Source organism: Staphylospora marina, assembly GCF_003856495.1.
In the GTDB taxonomy this organism is placed as follows: Bacteria; Bacillota; Bacilli; order Thermoactinomycetales; family Thermoactinomycetaceae; genus Staphylospora; species Staphylospora marina.
Window position 1 is genome coordinate 1547045 of the sequence record NZ_CP034118.1, and the last position, 15400, is coordinate 1562444.

15 protein-coding genes and 1 riboswitch are annotated in these 15400 nt (G+C 55.9%); of the genes, 8 read left to right on the plus strand and 7 right to left on the minus strand.

What is annotated here, in order from left to right:
* Window positions 1-14: 14 nt before the first annotated feature.
* Window positions 15-347, plus strand: a complete 333-nt coding sequence (locus EG886_RS07735) for an ArsR/SmtB family transcription factor (RefSeq protein ID WP_124727596.1) — start codon at window positions 15-17, stop codon at window positions 345-347.
* 320 nt (window positions 348-667) lie between these two features.
* On the opposite strand, the gene EG886_RS07740 is transcribed toward EG886_RS07735, so the two are convergent.
* Window positions 668-2194, minus strand: a complete 1527-nt coding sequence (locus EG886_RS07740) for a YifB family Mg chelatase-like AAA ATPase (RefSeq protein WP_124727597.1) — start codon at window positions 2192-2194, stop codon at window positions 668-670.
* Between the two features lie 253 nt (window positions 2195-2447).
* Between EG886_RS07740 and EG886_RS07745 the strand changes: the two genes are divergently transcribed.
* Window positions 2448-3308: an AraC family transcriptional regulator gene (locus tag EG886_RS07745; protein WP_124727598.1), complete on the plus strand. Its 861-nt coding sequence runs from the start codon at window positions 2448-2450 to the stop codon at window positions 3306-3308.
* Between the two features lie 50 nt (window positions 3309-3358).
* Here the strand turns inward: EG886_RS07745 and EG886_RS13735 are convergent, their stop codons facing one another.
* From EG886_RS13735 to EG886_RS07755, 3 genes are all read right to left on the minus strand, one after another.
* Window positions 3359-3526, minus strand: a complete 168-nt coding sequence (locus tag EG886_RS13735; RefSeq protein ID WP_164491726.1) for a hypothetical protein — start codon at window positions 3524-3526, stop codon at window positions 3359-3361.
* Between the two features lie 141 nt (window positions 3527-3667).
* Window positions 3668-3931, minus strand: coding sequence for a VanZ family protein (locus EG886_RS14115; RefSeq protein WP_124727599.1), 264 nt, complete (start codon window positions 3929-3931; stop codon window positions 3668-3670).
* Window positions 3895-4251 (minus strand): VanZ family protein, encoded by a 357-nt coding sequence (locus tag EG886_RS07755; protein WP_124727600.1) that lies wholly within the window; start codon window positions 4249-4251, stop codon window positions 3895-3897. Before EG886_RS07755 ends, EG886_RS14115 begins: the two co-directional genes overlap by 37 nt.
* Before the next feature lie 198 nt (window positions 4252-4449).
* Here EG886_RS07755 and EG886_RS07760 point away from each other — a divergent pair, with 198 nt between their 5' ends.
* From EG886_RS07760 to EG886_RS07785, 6 genes are all read left to right on the plus strand, one after another.
* Window positions 4450-5457: a hypothetical protein gene (locus tag EG886_RS07760; protein WP_124727601.1), complete on the plus strand. Its 1008-nt coding sequence runs from the start codon at window positions 4450-4452 to the stop codon at window positions 5455-5457.
* Window positions 5458-5756: 299 nt separating this feature from the next.
* Complete coding sequence (locus EG886_RS07765) at window positions 5757-6239, plus strand: helix-turn-helix domain-containing protein (protein WP_124727602.1); 483 nt, start codon at window positions 5757-5759, stop codon at window positions 6237-6239.
* Between the two features lie 283 nt (window positions 6240-6522).
* Window positions 6523-6723 carry a hypothetical protein gene (locus EG886_RS07770; protein WP_124727603.1) on the plus strand — a complete coding sequence of 67 codons (201 nt, stop codon included), beginning with the start codon at window positions 6523-6525 and terminating at the stop codon, window positions 6721-6723.
* 260 nt (window positions 6724-6983) lie between these two features.
* Window positions 6984-7155, plus strand: a riboswitch (SAM riboswitch).
* 98 nt (window positions 7156-7253) lie between these two features.
* Complete coding sequence (locus tag EG886_RS07775) at window positions 7254-8381, plus strand: sugar ABC transporter substrate-binding protein (protein WP_124727604.1); 1128 nt, start codon at window positions 7254-7256, stop codon at window positions 8379-8381.
* Window positions 8378-9880: a sugar ABC transporter ATP-binding protein gene (locus tag EG886_RS07780; protein WP_164491727.1), complete on the plus strand. Its 1503-nt coding sequence runs from the start codon at window positions 8378-8380 to the stop codon at window positions 9878-9880. The genes EG886_RS07775 and EG886_RS07780 overlap by 4 nt, the downstream gene beginning before the upstream one ends.
* Complete coding sequence (locus tag EG886_RS07785) at window positions 9865-10887, plus strand: ABC transporter permease (protein WP_124727606.1); 1023 nt, start codon at window positions 9865-9867, stop codon at window positions 10885-10887. Before EG886_RS07780 ends, EG886_RS07785 begins: the two co-directional genes overlap by 16 nt.
* A gap of 144 nt (window positions 10888-11031) precedes the next feature.
* On the opposite strand, the gene EG886_RS07790 is transcribed toward EG886_RS07785, so the two are convergent.
* From EG886_RS07790 to EG886_RS07800, 3 genes are all read right to left on the minus strand, one after another.
* Complete coding sequence (locus EG886_RS07790; RefSeq protein ID WP_241154287.1) at window positions 11032-12534, minus strand: cobyric acid synthase; 1503 nt, start codon at window positions 12532-12534, stop codon at window positions 11032-11034.
* Between the two features lie 2 nt (window positions 12535-12536).
* A complete protein-coding gene (locus EG886_RS07795; RefSeq protein ID WP_124727608.1) occupies window positions 12537-13937 on the minus strand; it encodes a cobyrinic acid a,c-diamide synthase CobB in 1401 nt (466 codons plus the stop codon).
* A 347-nt stretch (window positions 13938-14284) separates the two neighbouring features.
* The gene (locus EG886_RS07800; protein ID WP_164491728.1) at window positions 14285-15283 is read right to left on the minus strand and encodes a D-glucuronyl C5-epimerase family protein; all 999 of its coding nucleotides are present in this window, start codon (window positions 15281-15283) and stop codon (window positions 14285-14287) included.
* Window positions 15284-15400 lie beyond the last annotated feature (117 nt).

Here is a 15400-nt window from a genome sequence, read left to right on the forward strand (position 1 = left end):
ATATATATGAGGTGATGAGGGTGAACATTGATCTTCTCGCGGAATGCCATAAGGCACTTGGAGACAAAACGCGCCTACAGATTCTTGCGCTGTTGAAGGAGGAAGAGTTGTGTGTCTGTGAACTGGTAGAGATACTGAATATCAGCCAACCTGCAGTTTCCCAACACATGCGTAGGTTGAGAAATGCAAAGTTAGTAAGGAAACGCCGTCAAGGACAGTGGGTTTTTTATTCCTTGGATGGTGAGGTTTACCCTTTCATGTCAAGTGTCTTGAAATGCTTGCCAGATATGCGTAGAGAAATTGATGCATTAAGAGAAAAAGGTTTGAAGGTTCAGTGTAGGCAGTAATGGATCAATGCAAAGAAAATGAATTGCGGAATTTTTCGAGACTAATTTTCTTGTGTTTGCTGGTACAGGAGTCGTAATCATCGTTGAGCATATGAGACGCTTTATTCGGGATGGTTGTGAAGGCGCTTGTTCATTTGGGCACGTGTGGAGAACCCACTCTAATATAGAGAACCCCAAGTTAAAAAATTAATGGCGAAGTAAAAAACCCGACTTCCACCCTTAACGTGGTTGAAAATCGGGTTTTTACTTCTATTTTTCTGTCGGGACCCCTATAAGGAATTCAAATAGCACCTTCATACCACCCCTCCACAGCTGCTCGTTCATTCCCAAAACTTCCTGTCCAGCGCCCGATACTGAATCGCCTCGGCCACATGCTCTTCGCGGATCTTCTCCTCTTCATCCAGATCCGCGATGGTACGCGCCACTTTGAGAATCCGGTCATGCGCGCGGGCGCTCAGGCCGAGAGAATCAAAGGCGGTTTTCAGCAATTTGCGGGAATCGTCATCCAAAGCGCAGTGACGGCGGATGTCCGCGGGGGCCATGGCGCTGTTGGTCTTGGCTCCGTTCTTTCCGAACCGCTCGGTCTGGATGTCCCGGGCCCGGTTGACCCGGCGCCGGATCTCTTCCGAGGACTCCCCGGATGCCGGATCCGCCAATGTTTTGTAATCCACGCGCGGAACTTCGATGTGCAAGTCAATCCGGTCGAGAAGCGGTCCGGAAATTTTGGAACGGTACCGCTGGATCTGCTGCGGCGTGCAGGTGCAGGAGCGGTCTTCCTCATAGCCGAAAAATCCGCAGGGACAAGGATTGAGCGAACAGACCAGCATGAAATCCGCCGGAAACGTGAACACCGCGCGGGCACGTCCCAGGGTGACTTCCCTGTCCTCCAGCGGTTGACGAAGCACCTCCAGCACCGTTTTGGAAAACTCGGGCAACTCGTCCAGAAAGAGCACGCCGCGGTGAGCCAGGCTGACCTCTCCCGGTTTGGGAATGGTCCCTCCGCCGATGAGTCCGGCCTGGGAGATGGTGTGGTGGGGCGAACGGAACGGCCGGTCCGTCACCAATCGCCCCCGCCGGGACATGAGTCCGGCGATGCTGCAGATTTTGGTCACTTCCAGCGATTCATGAAGCGACATGCGCGGAAGGATGGACGGAATGCGCCGGGCCAACATGGTTTTGCCGGAACCCGGCGGTCCGATGAGCAGCAGGTTGTGCCCGCCGGCCGCCGCCACTTCCATGGCTCTTTTCACATGCGCTTGCCCCTTCACGTCGGCAAAATCCAGTTCAAACCGGGCGACTTCCCCGGCATCCGGCTCCCGCCAATCTCCCGGCGTCCATTCGTTGCGGAAAAACCGGACCGCTTCGGAGAGAGAAGCGATCGGCACGATCTCCAATCCCTCCACCAAGGCTCCTTCTTCGGCGTTTTCCCTGGGCAGCAGGATGCGATGCAGGCCGCGCTCGCGGGCCGCCATCACCATCGGAAGCACGCCCGTCAGCGGACGCAGGGTTCCGTCCAGGGCCAGCTCCCCGATCAGCAGCGTGCCTTCCGCCTCGGGAATCTCTATTTGGCCGCTGGCGGCCATCACGCCGATCGCGATGGCCAGGTCAAAGCCGGACCCTTCCTTTTTCACGGAGGCCGGAGCCAGATTGACCGTGATCCGTTGCAACGGAAAGCTGGCGCCGCTGTTTTTCACGGCGGCTCTCACCCGCTCCCTTGCTTCTCTCACCGCCGAATCCGGCAAGCCGACCAGGTCGAACACGGGAAGCCCGTTGCTGATATCCACTTCCACTTCAACGATCAGTCCGTCGATGCCCCAAACACTGGCGCTGAACAATCGAGCGTACATGTCATTCCCCCGGAAATAGCGGAATTCAACGGATTTCCCTATTATTTTCAGCGCGAATCGACAAATTCCTGTTTCTTCCAACAACACACTCCAGACCAAATCGGTCCCTGATGATGCCAAATCCGTCACCGGAATGAATCAACGCGCTCAAGTCCGCTTCCCATGACGACCCTCCCGTCTGCCAAATCCGCGCACAAACGGACAGGTGTTCGGCAAGCACTTCCGGTACACTGACCAACAAGGAGTGATTGAAGTGAATTGGGTGGAAACGCTGCACAAGGCGATTGATTTCATGGAGAGTCATCTGCCGGAACCGCTGACGGTGGACCGGGTCGCCGGTCATGTCCATTTGTCCCCGTTTCATTTTCAGCGAGCGTTTTCGCTTTTGACCGGCATGACGGTCGGGGAATACATCAGACGCCGGCGCCTGACATTGGCCGCCGAAGAGCTCTGCCGAACCGATGCCAAAGTGATCGACATTGCCCTCAAATACGGATATGACACTCCGGAAGCATTCGCCAAGGCGTTTCGCAGACAACACGGGATCACACCCAGTGAAGCGCGAAATCACTCCGGACCGCTGGTGTCTTACAACCGGCTGGTCATCGAGTTGACATTGAAAGGAGCCGAGCCCATGAAATACAAAATCGTGGAGAGGGACGAAATCAAGGCCGTGGGCATCCCGCGCAGATTCTCCTATGTGGATGAGGCACAATTGGAGGGGATTTCCCGGTTTTGGGCGGAAGTCAACCGGGACGGCACGGCCTGGCGACTGAGCGCCTTGAACACCGGGGAGCTGAAAGGATTGATGGGCGTATGCGTCGATTTGCCACAGGAAGGACAGATGGATTACTGGATCGCAGCGGAAACGAAAGACCTTGAGAACGTGCCGGACGGCCTATCCATCTTGACCATCCCGGCCGCCAAATGGGTCGTGTTTGAAGTGACGGGCGCCATTCCCCGTTCCATCCAAGAGGGCTTCAGACGAATCTTTTCGGAGTGGTTGCCGTCCAGCGGCTTTCAGCCGGCCGGCGCGCCGATCCTGGAAGTGTACCCGGGCGGAGACGTGACCGGTGACGATTATCGGTGTGAAATTTGGCTGGCGGTGAAATAAGAAATAAACGAAGCAAGGAGCGGTCATTTGCCGCTCCTTGTTCTTTTCGCTTATCTTCCCGGATACGTCTGCTTCGACTCCTCATCCGGCCGCGCGGGTCTGGCCATGATTTCCCTCGCCACCTGCTCTTGCACCGAAGTGGGCTGGGAAGATCCGCTTCCCGGCTGGATGTGGGGATGTTCCTCCTGATTCGGCTGACGGTTACGTGGATCGGACATGTACGTCCCTCCTTGCTGTCCAAAGCTTGGAGGTTAGTTTGGACAAGAAGCTTCCCGTCGATTCAACAGGCTCTCTTCCCCGTCAAATCCCGTTCAAGAAGTTTCGAATGTCATGAAAAGCAGAGAGCAGGCCTCCCAATGTTAACGACTCGAGGACTCATGAACAGTCTTTGGTTTGGGCAAGTGTTTGACATCGACAACGTTCTTCAGGATCGGAACAGAAAACCGGAGAATCAGATAACCGAGCAGATAACCGGTCACATTCAACAAGATGTCATCCACATCGAAATTCCGATAATCTTGACCAATCAATTGTGTCAGAGACCATTGCAACACTTCAATGCCCAGTGAGAAACTGACAGCAACCATCAACGCTTTGGGCCCAGTGTATCGATCTTTTTCCATGACAAGGAGAGATAGAAACCCATCGGAACATGCATCAGGAGGTTGCCCCCAATCTGAACGAGAGCCACCCCGGGAACCGAATGACTGATGATCTCCTGAATACTTTGGAACGGAACAAAGTTATTCTTTCCAATCGGCATGACGTATTCAGGTGGTCGAATCACCACCGGAAAAAAAGTTTGTTTGAAGAGGATGATCATATACGAAAGATAAGTCAGGTGTATCGCCCGATAGAGCCATGACATGGAATGCTTCCAAGTCACGAATATGTAAATCAGGAAAAAAGGGATGGCATAAAACCATTCGAAATCAATCAACACGCTCCATTCCCTCCTGCCAGAAGGATTCTGAAGGACATTTCTTTATATGGATTCTGAGACCCTTCCATCAGTAAGAGCGGGGAACATTACTCCCATATACAAAAAAATATTGTTCTTTTCAAATGATGATCCTTTTCCTACAATCAATGGTATGCAGCAAAAAACCATGCCCCGTGGTGAAGTTGAGGAGGGATTGAGATGAATTGGCGTCATGGTATAGGGGGATTGATCTGCGTGTGCTTCCTGCTGATTCTGCCGACTCTGGCATACGCGGAATCCCCTGCTCCCTCGCTGGATGAGTTGAACAGTCGTGTTGCCGATTTGGAAGATCACCGGGAATTGCTGAAAGAGATCGGGGAAGAGGTGAAAAATTACCGCGAGCATTTGCAGGCGGAAATGACCCGGTTTCAGGATCTGGTGCAAAAAGAACGGGACTCCTTTTTCACATTGTTTCAATTCCTGACCGGTACGCTGACGGTATTGTTGGGGGTTGCAGGATACATCGTTTATTACAATATCGGTCAAACCAAGGCCGATCTCAAAAAACAGATGGAAGTCGAATTGGATCAAACCAAAAAAGAGCTGCACCGGGAGTTTCAACAACGCCTGGAAGAAGAAAAGGAACTCCTCGAAAAACAAATGCAAGAAGAATTGGAATCGGCTCTGCAAGGGTACCACCGGGATCTGGAGCAACTCCGGAAACAGATGGAGGAGCAGTATCTGCATACGTTGGAACAGTTCACCCGCGATGTTGGACAAGATTTGGATGCGCTGAAAAAGAACATCGAGAATGAGAAAACATTCACCTCTTCAAGGATCTGGGTCACGGGCCCCGAAGCGGAAATCGAAAAAATGAAAACGGATGAAGTCGACTTGATCAGTCGCCGCGGCATCAAAAGCATTGAAGTGAAAACGTTTGATCGCGATCAACTGAAACAAGCGCTTGAAAACAATGAAATCGATATTCTCATTTACCGTTATCAGCCGGCAAACGGAAGGTTGGATCAAGACCTGATCTCCATTGCGAAACTGCTCGTCGAAAGAAACGAGGAGGTCCCCCTCATCGTTTACGGCACCAATCTCAAAGACGTGGAAATGTCGGTTCTCGGCAAGTACAAGTTTTTCACCATCTCCAACTTCCGGATGACCCTCATCAGCAATATTTTCTCCCTTGCCTATGCTTTCAACAAACAAAGCAATCTGTAGATTCCACGGTTCAAGCAGTGAGATTGAAGTCATTCTCTCCATAAAAGGAAAATACGAGGCTAACGGAAAAAAGGTCATCGCAAATGGCGATGACCTTTTCATTATTGAGGGTGCCTTGATGAAGGATGTGCGCTTTGCATGCCGGACCAGATCCCGACGCTGGCTGTAACCTCCTTGCGAGCCCTTTTCTTTCAAAGGAACTTGAATTGCGGTTAATCATACCCATAAACCACAACCGTACATAACATCTATGTTATGTACGGTTCCTTTTCGGGTATAATAACAAAGGGGTGAACCAAATGGAAATCAAAAACGAAGCCCAGTACAAACGACTGAAAAAACAACTGGAGAACCTGGAGCGGAAAAAATCCGAACTCACAGAAGCATTGGTGGCCAAAGGGTACGATCAGCAAATGATCGATCTCGCTCTGTTGGAGATCAACATGATGTATGAGAGAACCAAGCATGATGTCGGAGAATACGAACGGGCGGTCAACGGGGAATTTGACGTCGAATCCACCCCGATCAACAAACTGGGCTCTCATTTGATCAAACTTCGCATCTACAAAGGGCTCACCCAGGAACAATTCGGCAAACTGCTGGGTGTGTCGCAAGAACAGGTCAGCCGGGATGAACGAAAAGAGTATGCAGGTATCAGCATCGAAAAACTCAATCGGATCTTGCAGGTGTTGGAGGTGAAACGCCTGACCCTGCTCCCTTCCGTTGAGTCGGAATCCGAATTTCACCGCCGACTTGAGACGCTCAAAAAAATTTGCCGGTGAAGAAAAGCCCCATCGTGATGACCTCCACTGTGGAGGTCTTTTTTTGTGTGTGTCATGATTCAAAAAACCACCTGATTTATATACTGGCGACTCCCGTCTGAATGAATGCATCTTGGTTTTTCAACGAACGAGACAACCATTTACATTTTTGGAGTGCAACCCTAATTTTCAAATGATACAATGCAGATAAGGAAGCAAAATTTGCCGTCACATCCATCCTCTTCCCCACACCTGACATGTCTCCAGGGATCTTGCCGGATGTTTGGTGACGGGAGGTTGGCGGATGCAGGTGGTTGATTCGGTCTGGTGGTACGGCGTGTGCGGGCACAGCGGTGAGGAACAGGCCTTTTGGCAAACGGAAGAGCCCCGCTGTCCGGTTTGCGGGGCACCGGGGAACCGGATTGAATACCGGATCACGTTGGGACCGGACGGAGAAGTTCCGGGCAAGGACCTCCCGATCCAGGGAAGTTTGTTCGAAGAATGAATGCATTTCGGCAAGCGGATCGGAGTTCATCCAATGATCGACGGATGCCGTTCCCTGCATCGCGAATGTGCCGCCAAACAGCACTTGCCGGGACGGCTCCGTCTTTTTTTCATCGCTCTCCCCCATCCGACAACCACTTTGCAGCCTCCTTTTTTCGTGTTTTTCAAAAAAACCGTTGACAGATCATTTATCTCGGCATTATTATTCGAATTAAATTTGTTTGCCTTCTCAATCCTTAGACAACTTCATCGTTTTGCGGTCTCTTATCGAGAGCTGGTGGAGGGAAACGGCCCGATGAAACCCGGCAACCGACCGTAATACCGTCGTGAGACGGGGCACTCTCCCGATTTGGAGAGGGCCGCGGCAACGCTTCCGAAGCCGCGCACGGCACGGTGCCAAATCCGGCAAAACGCTTGTTTTGCGAGATAAGAGGCAAGGAATTCGCCGTTTCCGAGCCTCTTGTCTGAAAAGAGGCTCTTTTTTATGCTCGAAAGACCGCAGAACGAACCCCAAAGGAGGAAGAGCGAAAGATGCGCAGATGGAAGTCATGGTTTGTTCTGTTGATAGCATTGCTGCTGGTCAGCGGCTGCAACGAGCAAGACCGGGTGTCCGGAAAACCGGGGACCGGTCCGGATGCTCCCGCCAAGTCGGCCGTGACCCCTCCCGGAAACGGTTCCGCGGAAATTCCGGAAAAGTTGAAAAAACCCCTGAAGATCGCGGCCATCACCCAGTTCTCCATCGGGACGTTTTCCTCGCAATACATCGCCGGGCTCACGGAACAGGTGAAAGCGTTCGGCGGTGAAGTGCAGGTGTACAACGCCGACAACGACCTGTCGAAAATGGCTTCCTATCTGGAGACAGCCATCAATCAGAAAGTGGACGGCATCCTGCTGGACCACGGTCGGGCGGATGCGCTGGCACCCGGTGTGAAAAAAGCGGTGGCCGCCGGCATCCCGGTGGTGGCGTTTGACAGTGACCTCAACATCCCCGGCGTGACGGTGATCGACCAGGATGACTATTCCCTTGCCTGGAACGCCTTGCGAACGCTGGCCCAGGACCTGAACGGCCAGGGCGAAATCGTCTACATCTGGGTGGCCGGCTATACCCCGATGGAGCGGCGCAACGTGATGTACGAAGCGTTCCGCAAACGGTATCCGGGCATCAAGGAAATCGCCCGCTTCGGCACGGCCAGCGCCAACACCGCACTGGATACGCAGGCCCAGATGGAAGCGCTCCTGCGGAAGTATCCGAACAAAGGCGACATTGATGCGGTGTTTGCTCCCTGGGATGAATTCGCCAAAGGTGCCACCCGCGCCATCCAGCAGGCCGGAAGAACGGAGATCAAGGTGTACGGCATCGACCTGAGCGACGAGGACCTGCAACTGATGCAGGCTCCGAACAGCCCGTGGAAAGCGACGGCCGCCACCGATCCGGCCGATGTGGGACGTCTGCAGGTACGTTTCCTGTACCAGAAAATCGCCGGTGAACCGGTGCCCCAGGTCTACAGCGTCCAACCCCACCTGGTGGAACAGCGTCTCCTGACCTCCGATCAACCGGTGAGCATGCAGGACATCGGCAAATACATCCCCGGCTGGGGACAATCTCAGGCCGGATGGTCCCCGTGGATGAACAAACTGATCGAGGCGAACAAGAAATGACCGAACGCCTGGAGATGAAGGGGATCCAAAAATCCTTCGACGGACATGAGGTGTTGAAAGACGTATCCATCACCGTTCACCCCGGCGAGGTTCACGCCCTCGTCGGGGCCAACGGGGCCGGCAAAAGCACGCTGATGCACATTTTGGCCGGCAATCTGTCCAAGGACGGAGGGTCCATCCTGCTGGGAGACCGGGAGATTCACCTCCCATCGCCGAAAGCGGCGCGGCGGGAAGGCATCCGGCTGGTGGTGCAGGAAGTGGATGCCGCCTTGGTCCCTTCCATGACGGTTACCGAAAACGTGATGCTGGAAGAGATCACCGCCGGCCCCTCCTGGATCCGCGCAACAACGCTGAGAGAAAAAGCCGTGCAACTCCTCGGCGAAGTGGGCGCCGAGCTGGACCCGGACCAGCCGGTGTCCCGATGCACCCTCGCGGAAAAACAGCTGATCCTGATTGCGCGCTCCCTGGCCGGCAGCGTGAAGTTCCTGATTCTGGACGAACCGACCGCCCCGCTCAGCGAACGGGAAACCCGGCGTCTGACGGAGGTGATCCGGGGGTTGGCAAAGCGGGGCGTGGGCATCATCCTCATCAGCCACCGGTTGGGAGAAATCCGGTCGCTGGCGGACCGGTTCACCGTTCTGCGAAACGGGCGCTCCGTCATCACCGGCCATCTGAAGGATTTCACCGATGATGACATCGTTCAGCACATGCTGGGCAAAACCTTCGTTCCCCCTGCACGGACCGATACCAAACGGCGTGATACCCCGTTGGCGCGCGTGGACTCATTTTTCGTTCCCGCCACCGGAAAATCCGTTTCGTTCACCCTCCATGAAGGGGAGGTGCTGGGCATCGCCGGTCTGGTGGGCGGAGGAAAATCGGAGACGGCCCGGGCCCTGTTCGGGGCGGACCCGGGATCGGGAACCTGGTGGATTCGCGGAAAAACGGTCTCCGTCCGGACTCCGGAGCAGGCCATCCGGGCCGGCATCTGCCTGGTGCCCGAGGAACGGAGGAAAGAAGGCGTGCTGTTCGGCTTCTCCGTGACGGAAAATCTCTCGCTCCCCCGGCTCGGTTCCCTCTCTTCCTTCGGCTGGATTCGCCGTCAGGAAGAAACGTCATACGCGCTCCGATTGATCGAACGCCTTTCCGTCCGCGCCCCTTCTCCGCATCACGACATCCGCTTTCTCAGCGGCGGAAACCAGCAGAAGGTGGCCATCGGCAAATGGCTGGAAACGGATGCCGATGTGTACATGTTTGACGAACCGACCAAGGGTATCGATCTGGGGGCCAAACAAGATGTGCTGCGGTTCATCCGGGCACTGGCCGACAAGGGAAAAGGCGTTCTTTACTTCACGTCGGACATCGGGGAACTGTTCACGGTGGCGGACCGGATCCTGGTGATGGCGGACGGCGAAATCACCGGGGAATGGACACGGGATGAAGCGACACCGGAAACCATCATGCATGCGGCTGCAGGAGGGACAACATGGAACAGGCATTGACCAAATGGAAAAAGAGCGTGAGCGTGTGGGGCCGGTTGCGTTGGGGAGCCTTGCTGACGCGATCCGGCACCCTGCTCGTCATCCTGCTCACCATCCTCATTTTCGGTCTGTTGGACGAACGCTTTCTGACCTGGCAAAACTTCACCGACATCCTCCGTTCCATCTCCATCATCTGCCTGCTGGCAATCGGCGTCACGATTTCCCTGGCAGCCGGCGGATTTGACCTGTCCGTCGGTTCCGTCGCCAGCCTCGCCACGGTGACCGGTGCCGCCATGCTGGTCTGGTACCGTCAGGAAACGTGGGTGGCGATTCTGGTACCGCTGGTGTTGGGAGCACTCATCGGGCTGCTGAACGCGCTGCTCACCGTTCGCGTCCGCATCCCGGATTTGCTGGCCACGCTGGCCACCATGTATATCGTGAACGGCCTTCACCTGACCTTCACGAAAGGTTATTCGATCTACAACCAAATGCCCATGGCCGACGGATCGATCGCCCCCGGGCGCTTTCTTCCGTCCTTTCTGTTCATCGGTCAGGGAGAGATTGCCTCCGTTCCGTTTCCGGTGATTCTGATGCTGCTGCTGACGGCCATCGTTCACGTGATTTTGACCCGGACACGGTTCGGCCGGCTCATCTACGCGACCGGCGGGAATGCGGAGGCGGCCCGCCTGTCGGGGGTACCGGTGAAACGGATTCAGACATACGCGTACGTGCTGAGCGCCCTGTTCTCTTCTCTGGCCGGCATCGTGCTGGCAGCGCGCATCGGAACCGGCCAGGTGGCAGCCGGCGCTCCGCTGTTGATGGACGGAATGGCGGCGGCGTTCATCGGGTTTTCCGTGTTCGGCAAAGGCAAACCCCACGTGATCGGCACCTTCTTCGGCGCGGTCCTGATCGGGGTGCTGTTGAATGGTCTTACCATGCTGAACGTCCCGTATTACGCGCAGGACATCGTCAAGGGGTGCATCCTCGCCGGGGCGTTGTTCTTCACGCACTTCCGGAAGAACACGTAAAGGAACAAGACTTGCGGAAAAGAAATTCGGCGGGACGGCCGGTTTGCCTGACATGGCGCCGGTTCGTTGCCCCGCCGTTTCGCATTTCCGCATCGTTCAACGTTCTGGAACCGTGACGGTTGCAGCTCTCCGCTCCCTTCAGATTCACTTCTTGGACAGACCCATGATTTCCAGCACTTTCTGCATGTCCACATGCTCCCTCAGGGCTCTTGACAACCGGTCATACAGCTTCTCCCGGGAAACCGCGAACGTTTCCCATTCCGGAGGCCGGGGAGACATCCCCCTTTTCAGGCGCAAACGGTCAATCCACCGGTGCGTGAACGCCGGATTGTCAAACAGGCCGTGGAGCGTGGTTCCCCACACCGACCCGTCTTCGGCGACGGCCCCTTCCGCTTCCTTGTCGTTCCATTCAAACGCAGGCAGGATCCCGGAGTCGCTCATGATCCTTGCCGGGTTTCTTCCGTATCCGCCGACCGTCACCCCTTTCGCCCACGGAAGGCGGGAAACGCCCGATCTGCGGGCAGTTTGCCTGTTCCCTTCATCCGCCGTATCCACCGGAAGCAGCGCCAGGCCGGGACAGGTGAGCGGGCGGGAGTCTGGTCCGGACGGGACGGAGAAGGTTTGCCCCAGCAAATGGAATCCTCCGCCGATGCCCACCACTTCCACGCCTTCTTCATGCAGGGATCGAATCCGCTTGTCCCAGCCCAACTTCCGGATCCATGCGAGGTCTTCCGTCGGGTTTTCGGTTCCGGGAAGCACGACGACGTCCGGTCTGCCGATGTCGGCCGGTGACTTCACCAACCTCAGTCTCACGTCCGGAGCATGGGCGAGCGGAAGCAGATCGGTGAAATGGGAGAGATATGGCAAGCCGATGACCGCCACGTCCGCACATGGACGGTCCGTCGCCGGTTTCAGCCGGAGCGATTCGAGGGCGAGCGAATCTTCGGGATCCAGGCCGACATCCAGATGGGGCATCACGCCCAGGACGGGGATGCCCGTTCGCTCCTCCAGCCAACGAATCCCGGGCTCCAACAGGTCGCGAATCCCCCGGAACTTGTTGATGATGACGCCCTTCACCCGTCGCCGCTCTTCCGGTTCCAGCAGCTCCAGGGTGCCGACCACCGAAGCGAACGCTCCCCCGCGGTCGATGTCTGCCACAAGGATGACCGGCGCATCCGCCAGTTCCGCCACTTTCATGTTGGCCAGATCCCGGTATTTCAGGTTGATTTCCGCCGGGCTGCCCGCCCCTTCGATCACCAGCACGTCAAACCGGGAAGACAGCCGCTCCAGCGATTCCCGGATCACCTTCAATCCGGTTTCGAAGCCTTTTTCGCGATACCTTCCGGCTTCCAGCTCCGCGAAATGCTTCCCCAGCAAGACGACCTCGGTCACAGCCTCCCGCTTCGGCTTGAGCAGGATCGGGTTCATCTCCACGGTGGCCCGGGTTCCCGCCGCTTCCGCCTGAACCGCTTGGGCCCGGCCGATCTCCCCGCCATCCGGGGTGATCCAGGAGTTGAGCGCCATGTTTTGCGATTTGAAAGGCGCCACCCGATACCCCTCTTCATGAAACCAGCGGCAAAACGCCGTGCACAGCAAACTTTTGCCCACATCGGAAGCCGTCCCCTGCAACATGATGGCCCTGGTCACGGTCAATGTTCCTCCTTCCGCTGTCTTTGCTCCAAGCATTTCCGGATCCACCGCCGGACCATTTCGGGGTTGGAGGCGAAATGCAAATGCGTGTACCCGGCCAGAAGATTTCGCCGGACATATCCGTCCGCGGGAATCCGGGAGCCGTCTGCCGCTTCATACGCCGCCGGATACGGGTCCGTCGACGTCATGGACGACCAATGGAATTCATGCCCTCTGGCCCGCTCTCCCTTCGAATGCAATACGGAATCGACCGCCGCCGTCACCTCCCGGTACCCGATCGCCACCAACCGGTCTTCCATGCGGAACGACGCGGGAACCACCCCGACCATCGGCCACACGTTTCCCTGCCGGTCCGTGATCTCCCTGCCCAAATACATATAACCCCCGCATTCGGCGTATATCGGCAGTCCCTTGCGCACCGCTTCGCGAATCGAAGCTTTCGTCCGTTCGTTGGCGGCCAGCCGATCGGCAAATTCCTCCGGAAACCCTCCGCCGAACCAGAGGCCGTCCGCTTCTTCAGGTACCGGCTCATCGGCCAGCGGGCTGAAAAAGCGGAGCTTTGCCCCGTTCAGCTCCAGCAGATCGAAGTTATCCCGATAATAGAAATGGAACGCATCGTCCAGCGCGACGGCGATGACCGGTCCGTGTTTCACCGGAGGATACGCAGAAACAAACACGCGTCTTCCCGGCCATTTGAGCGCCGGTGCCTCCTGTGCCAGTTTTTCCAGAAGGTCGAGATCCACATGACGCGAAACCAGGCTTCCGATCCGCGCCATCACTGAATCCGTTTCCGCCCGCTCCAAGGCCGGGACCAGACCAAGGTGCCGCTCGGGCAGCCGGACCTCCGGTTCATCAGGAAGCCAACCGATCACGGGGATTCCGCACATCTGCTCCACCGCGTCCCGAATGATCCGAAAGTGTCCTTCTCCGCCGCAGCGATTGGCGATCACCCCGCACACACGGACATCCGGACGCATCGTCTGAAAGCCCCGCACGACGGCGGCACTGCTGCGGGCCATGCCGGAAACGTCCACCACCAGGATGACCGGCGCCTGCAGCAAGGCGGCCAATTCCGCCGTACTTCCCGCATCGTCCATCGGCCCCCGCCCGTCAAAAAGTCCCATCACCCCTTCCACCACCGCAAGATCCGAACCCTCGGAGCCGCGCAAAAAAATCTCCGACACCGTGTCGTGTGGAACCATCCAGGTGTCGAGATTGCGTGACGGTCTGCCGGTGACGGCCGTGTGAAAACCAGGATCGATGAAGTCAGGTCCCACCTTGAATCCCTGTACGTTCAGGCCCCTCTGCCCGAGCGCGGCCATCAGTCCCAGAGTCACCGTGGTTTTTCCCGTGCCACTGCCCGTTCCTGCGATGACCACTCTGGGGATGCTGGAAATCATGTCCGTTCCTCCTGCCTGTTTCAAAATGCATCATTTCTTCCGTAAATTCACGAAATCATTTTATCAATTCCAGAACTCCCAAAGCCACCGGCAACGGGGAAAGCACGAATTCCGAACAGGCCCTGTGACAAAAAGAGGGAAGGCATGATGCGCAGAGAGTTCGCGAACGACGGGCCCAACTTTTTCCAACAACACACCACGGGAAAAGGTGAAAGCATTTCGGAGCATGAACCGCGGGCCGGATGACAGCCCCGGCAAATGAAAAAAGGGACCCGGGCAACCGCAAAAAAAGCGGACACTTGCCCCGAATCCCCTTCGCCGATGACGATCCGGCCTCCCGGAACCTTTTACGGTTTCCGGTCCGTTTCAAACGTCTTTTTCATTTCCCCGAATTTCTTCATGCCGGTCATTTTGTGCACCACATCCAGCTGATGAATGTGAATCTTGTGGTACAACGGGGATTGATGAGGATGCTTCAAACAGTACCGGCTGAGTTCTCCGGGCACGCGGTATCGGTCAATGTGATCGTGAATGGTCATGAGTGATGCCTGCAGGACATCTTTGACCCCGTCTGACTTGGTCACCTGATAATAGTCGTAGAGGCCGAAAATCGCGTACAGATATCCGTTCAACACATGTGTGGGCGTTTCCATCGGATATTCTTCCATCCAGAAATATTGCCGCTCATCCACCATCGACACCCAGACGGACCCGTCATTCGCTTTGAGATGCACCAGGCTGTTGAAGATCTCTTCCGCACTTTTCAGATACCGTTTGTCCCCGGTGACCTGATACAACCGTGAAAAGGCCGACAGCGCCTGTCCCTGGGCCATTCCGGAATACCACTTGGGTTTGAGGCGTTCGGAGGGAATGGAATGAAGATAGATGTCAAATTCGTACGGGAAATACAACCGGTTTCCTTCCCGGATTCCGATTTCCTCCAGCCGTCCCGCCAATTTTTCGGCCATCTTCAGATATTCCGGATTTTTCGTCATTTGATAGCTGTTCACATATAAAATGGCATGATGCGCCAGGCGAACGGGATGATTGTACACCTTCCCGCCCTTCCGGATGATGGGCACCCCCTGTTCGTCCACGGGCGTGTTTTCCGGAACGAGCGAAACCGGCTTCTTCAAATGGTAATAATCTTCCTCCGGTCTCAGCGTATGAATCGGGAAATCATATCCCTTCACCATGCTTCCGTCCGGCAACCGGATCATCTTGATTTTCGCAGGATCCACTTCAAGTCCTTCCGTCGCGGCAAGCACCCGGCCGAAATACCACCAACCGGCGACGGCCGCGCAAACCGCCACCATGCTCCACAACATCACGCGAATCGTGCGCACGGATTTGATTCCACTCCCTCCCGAATTTCCGTCTCCCTTCTGAATACGTAAAATCGGACAAACTTGATTCAGGAAGGACATGGATGTGACAAAATTGTCAAAGTGTGTCGAAAATAC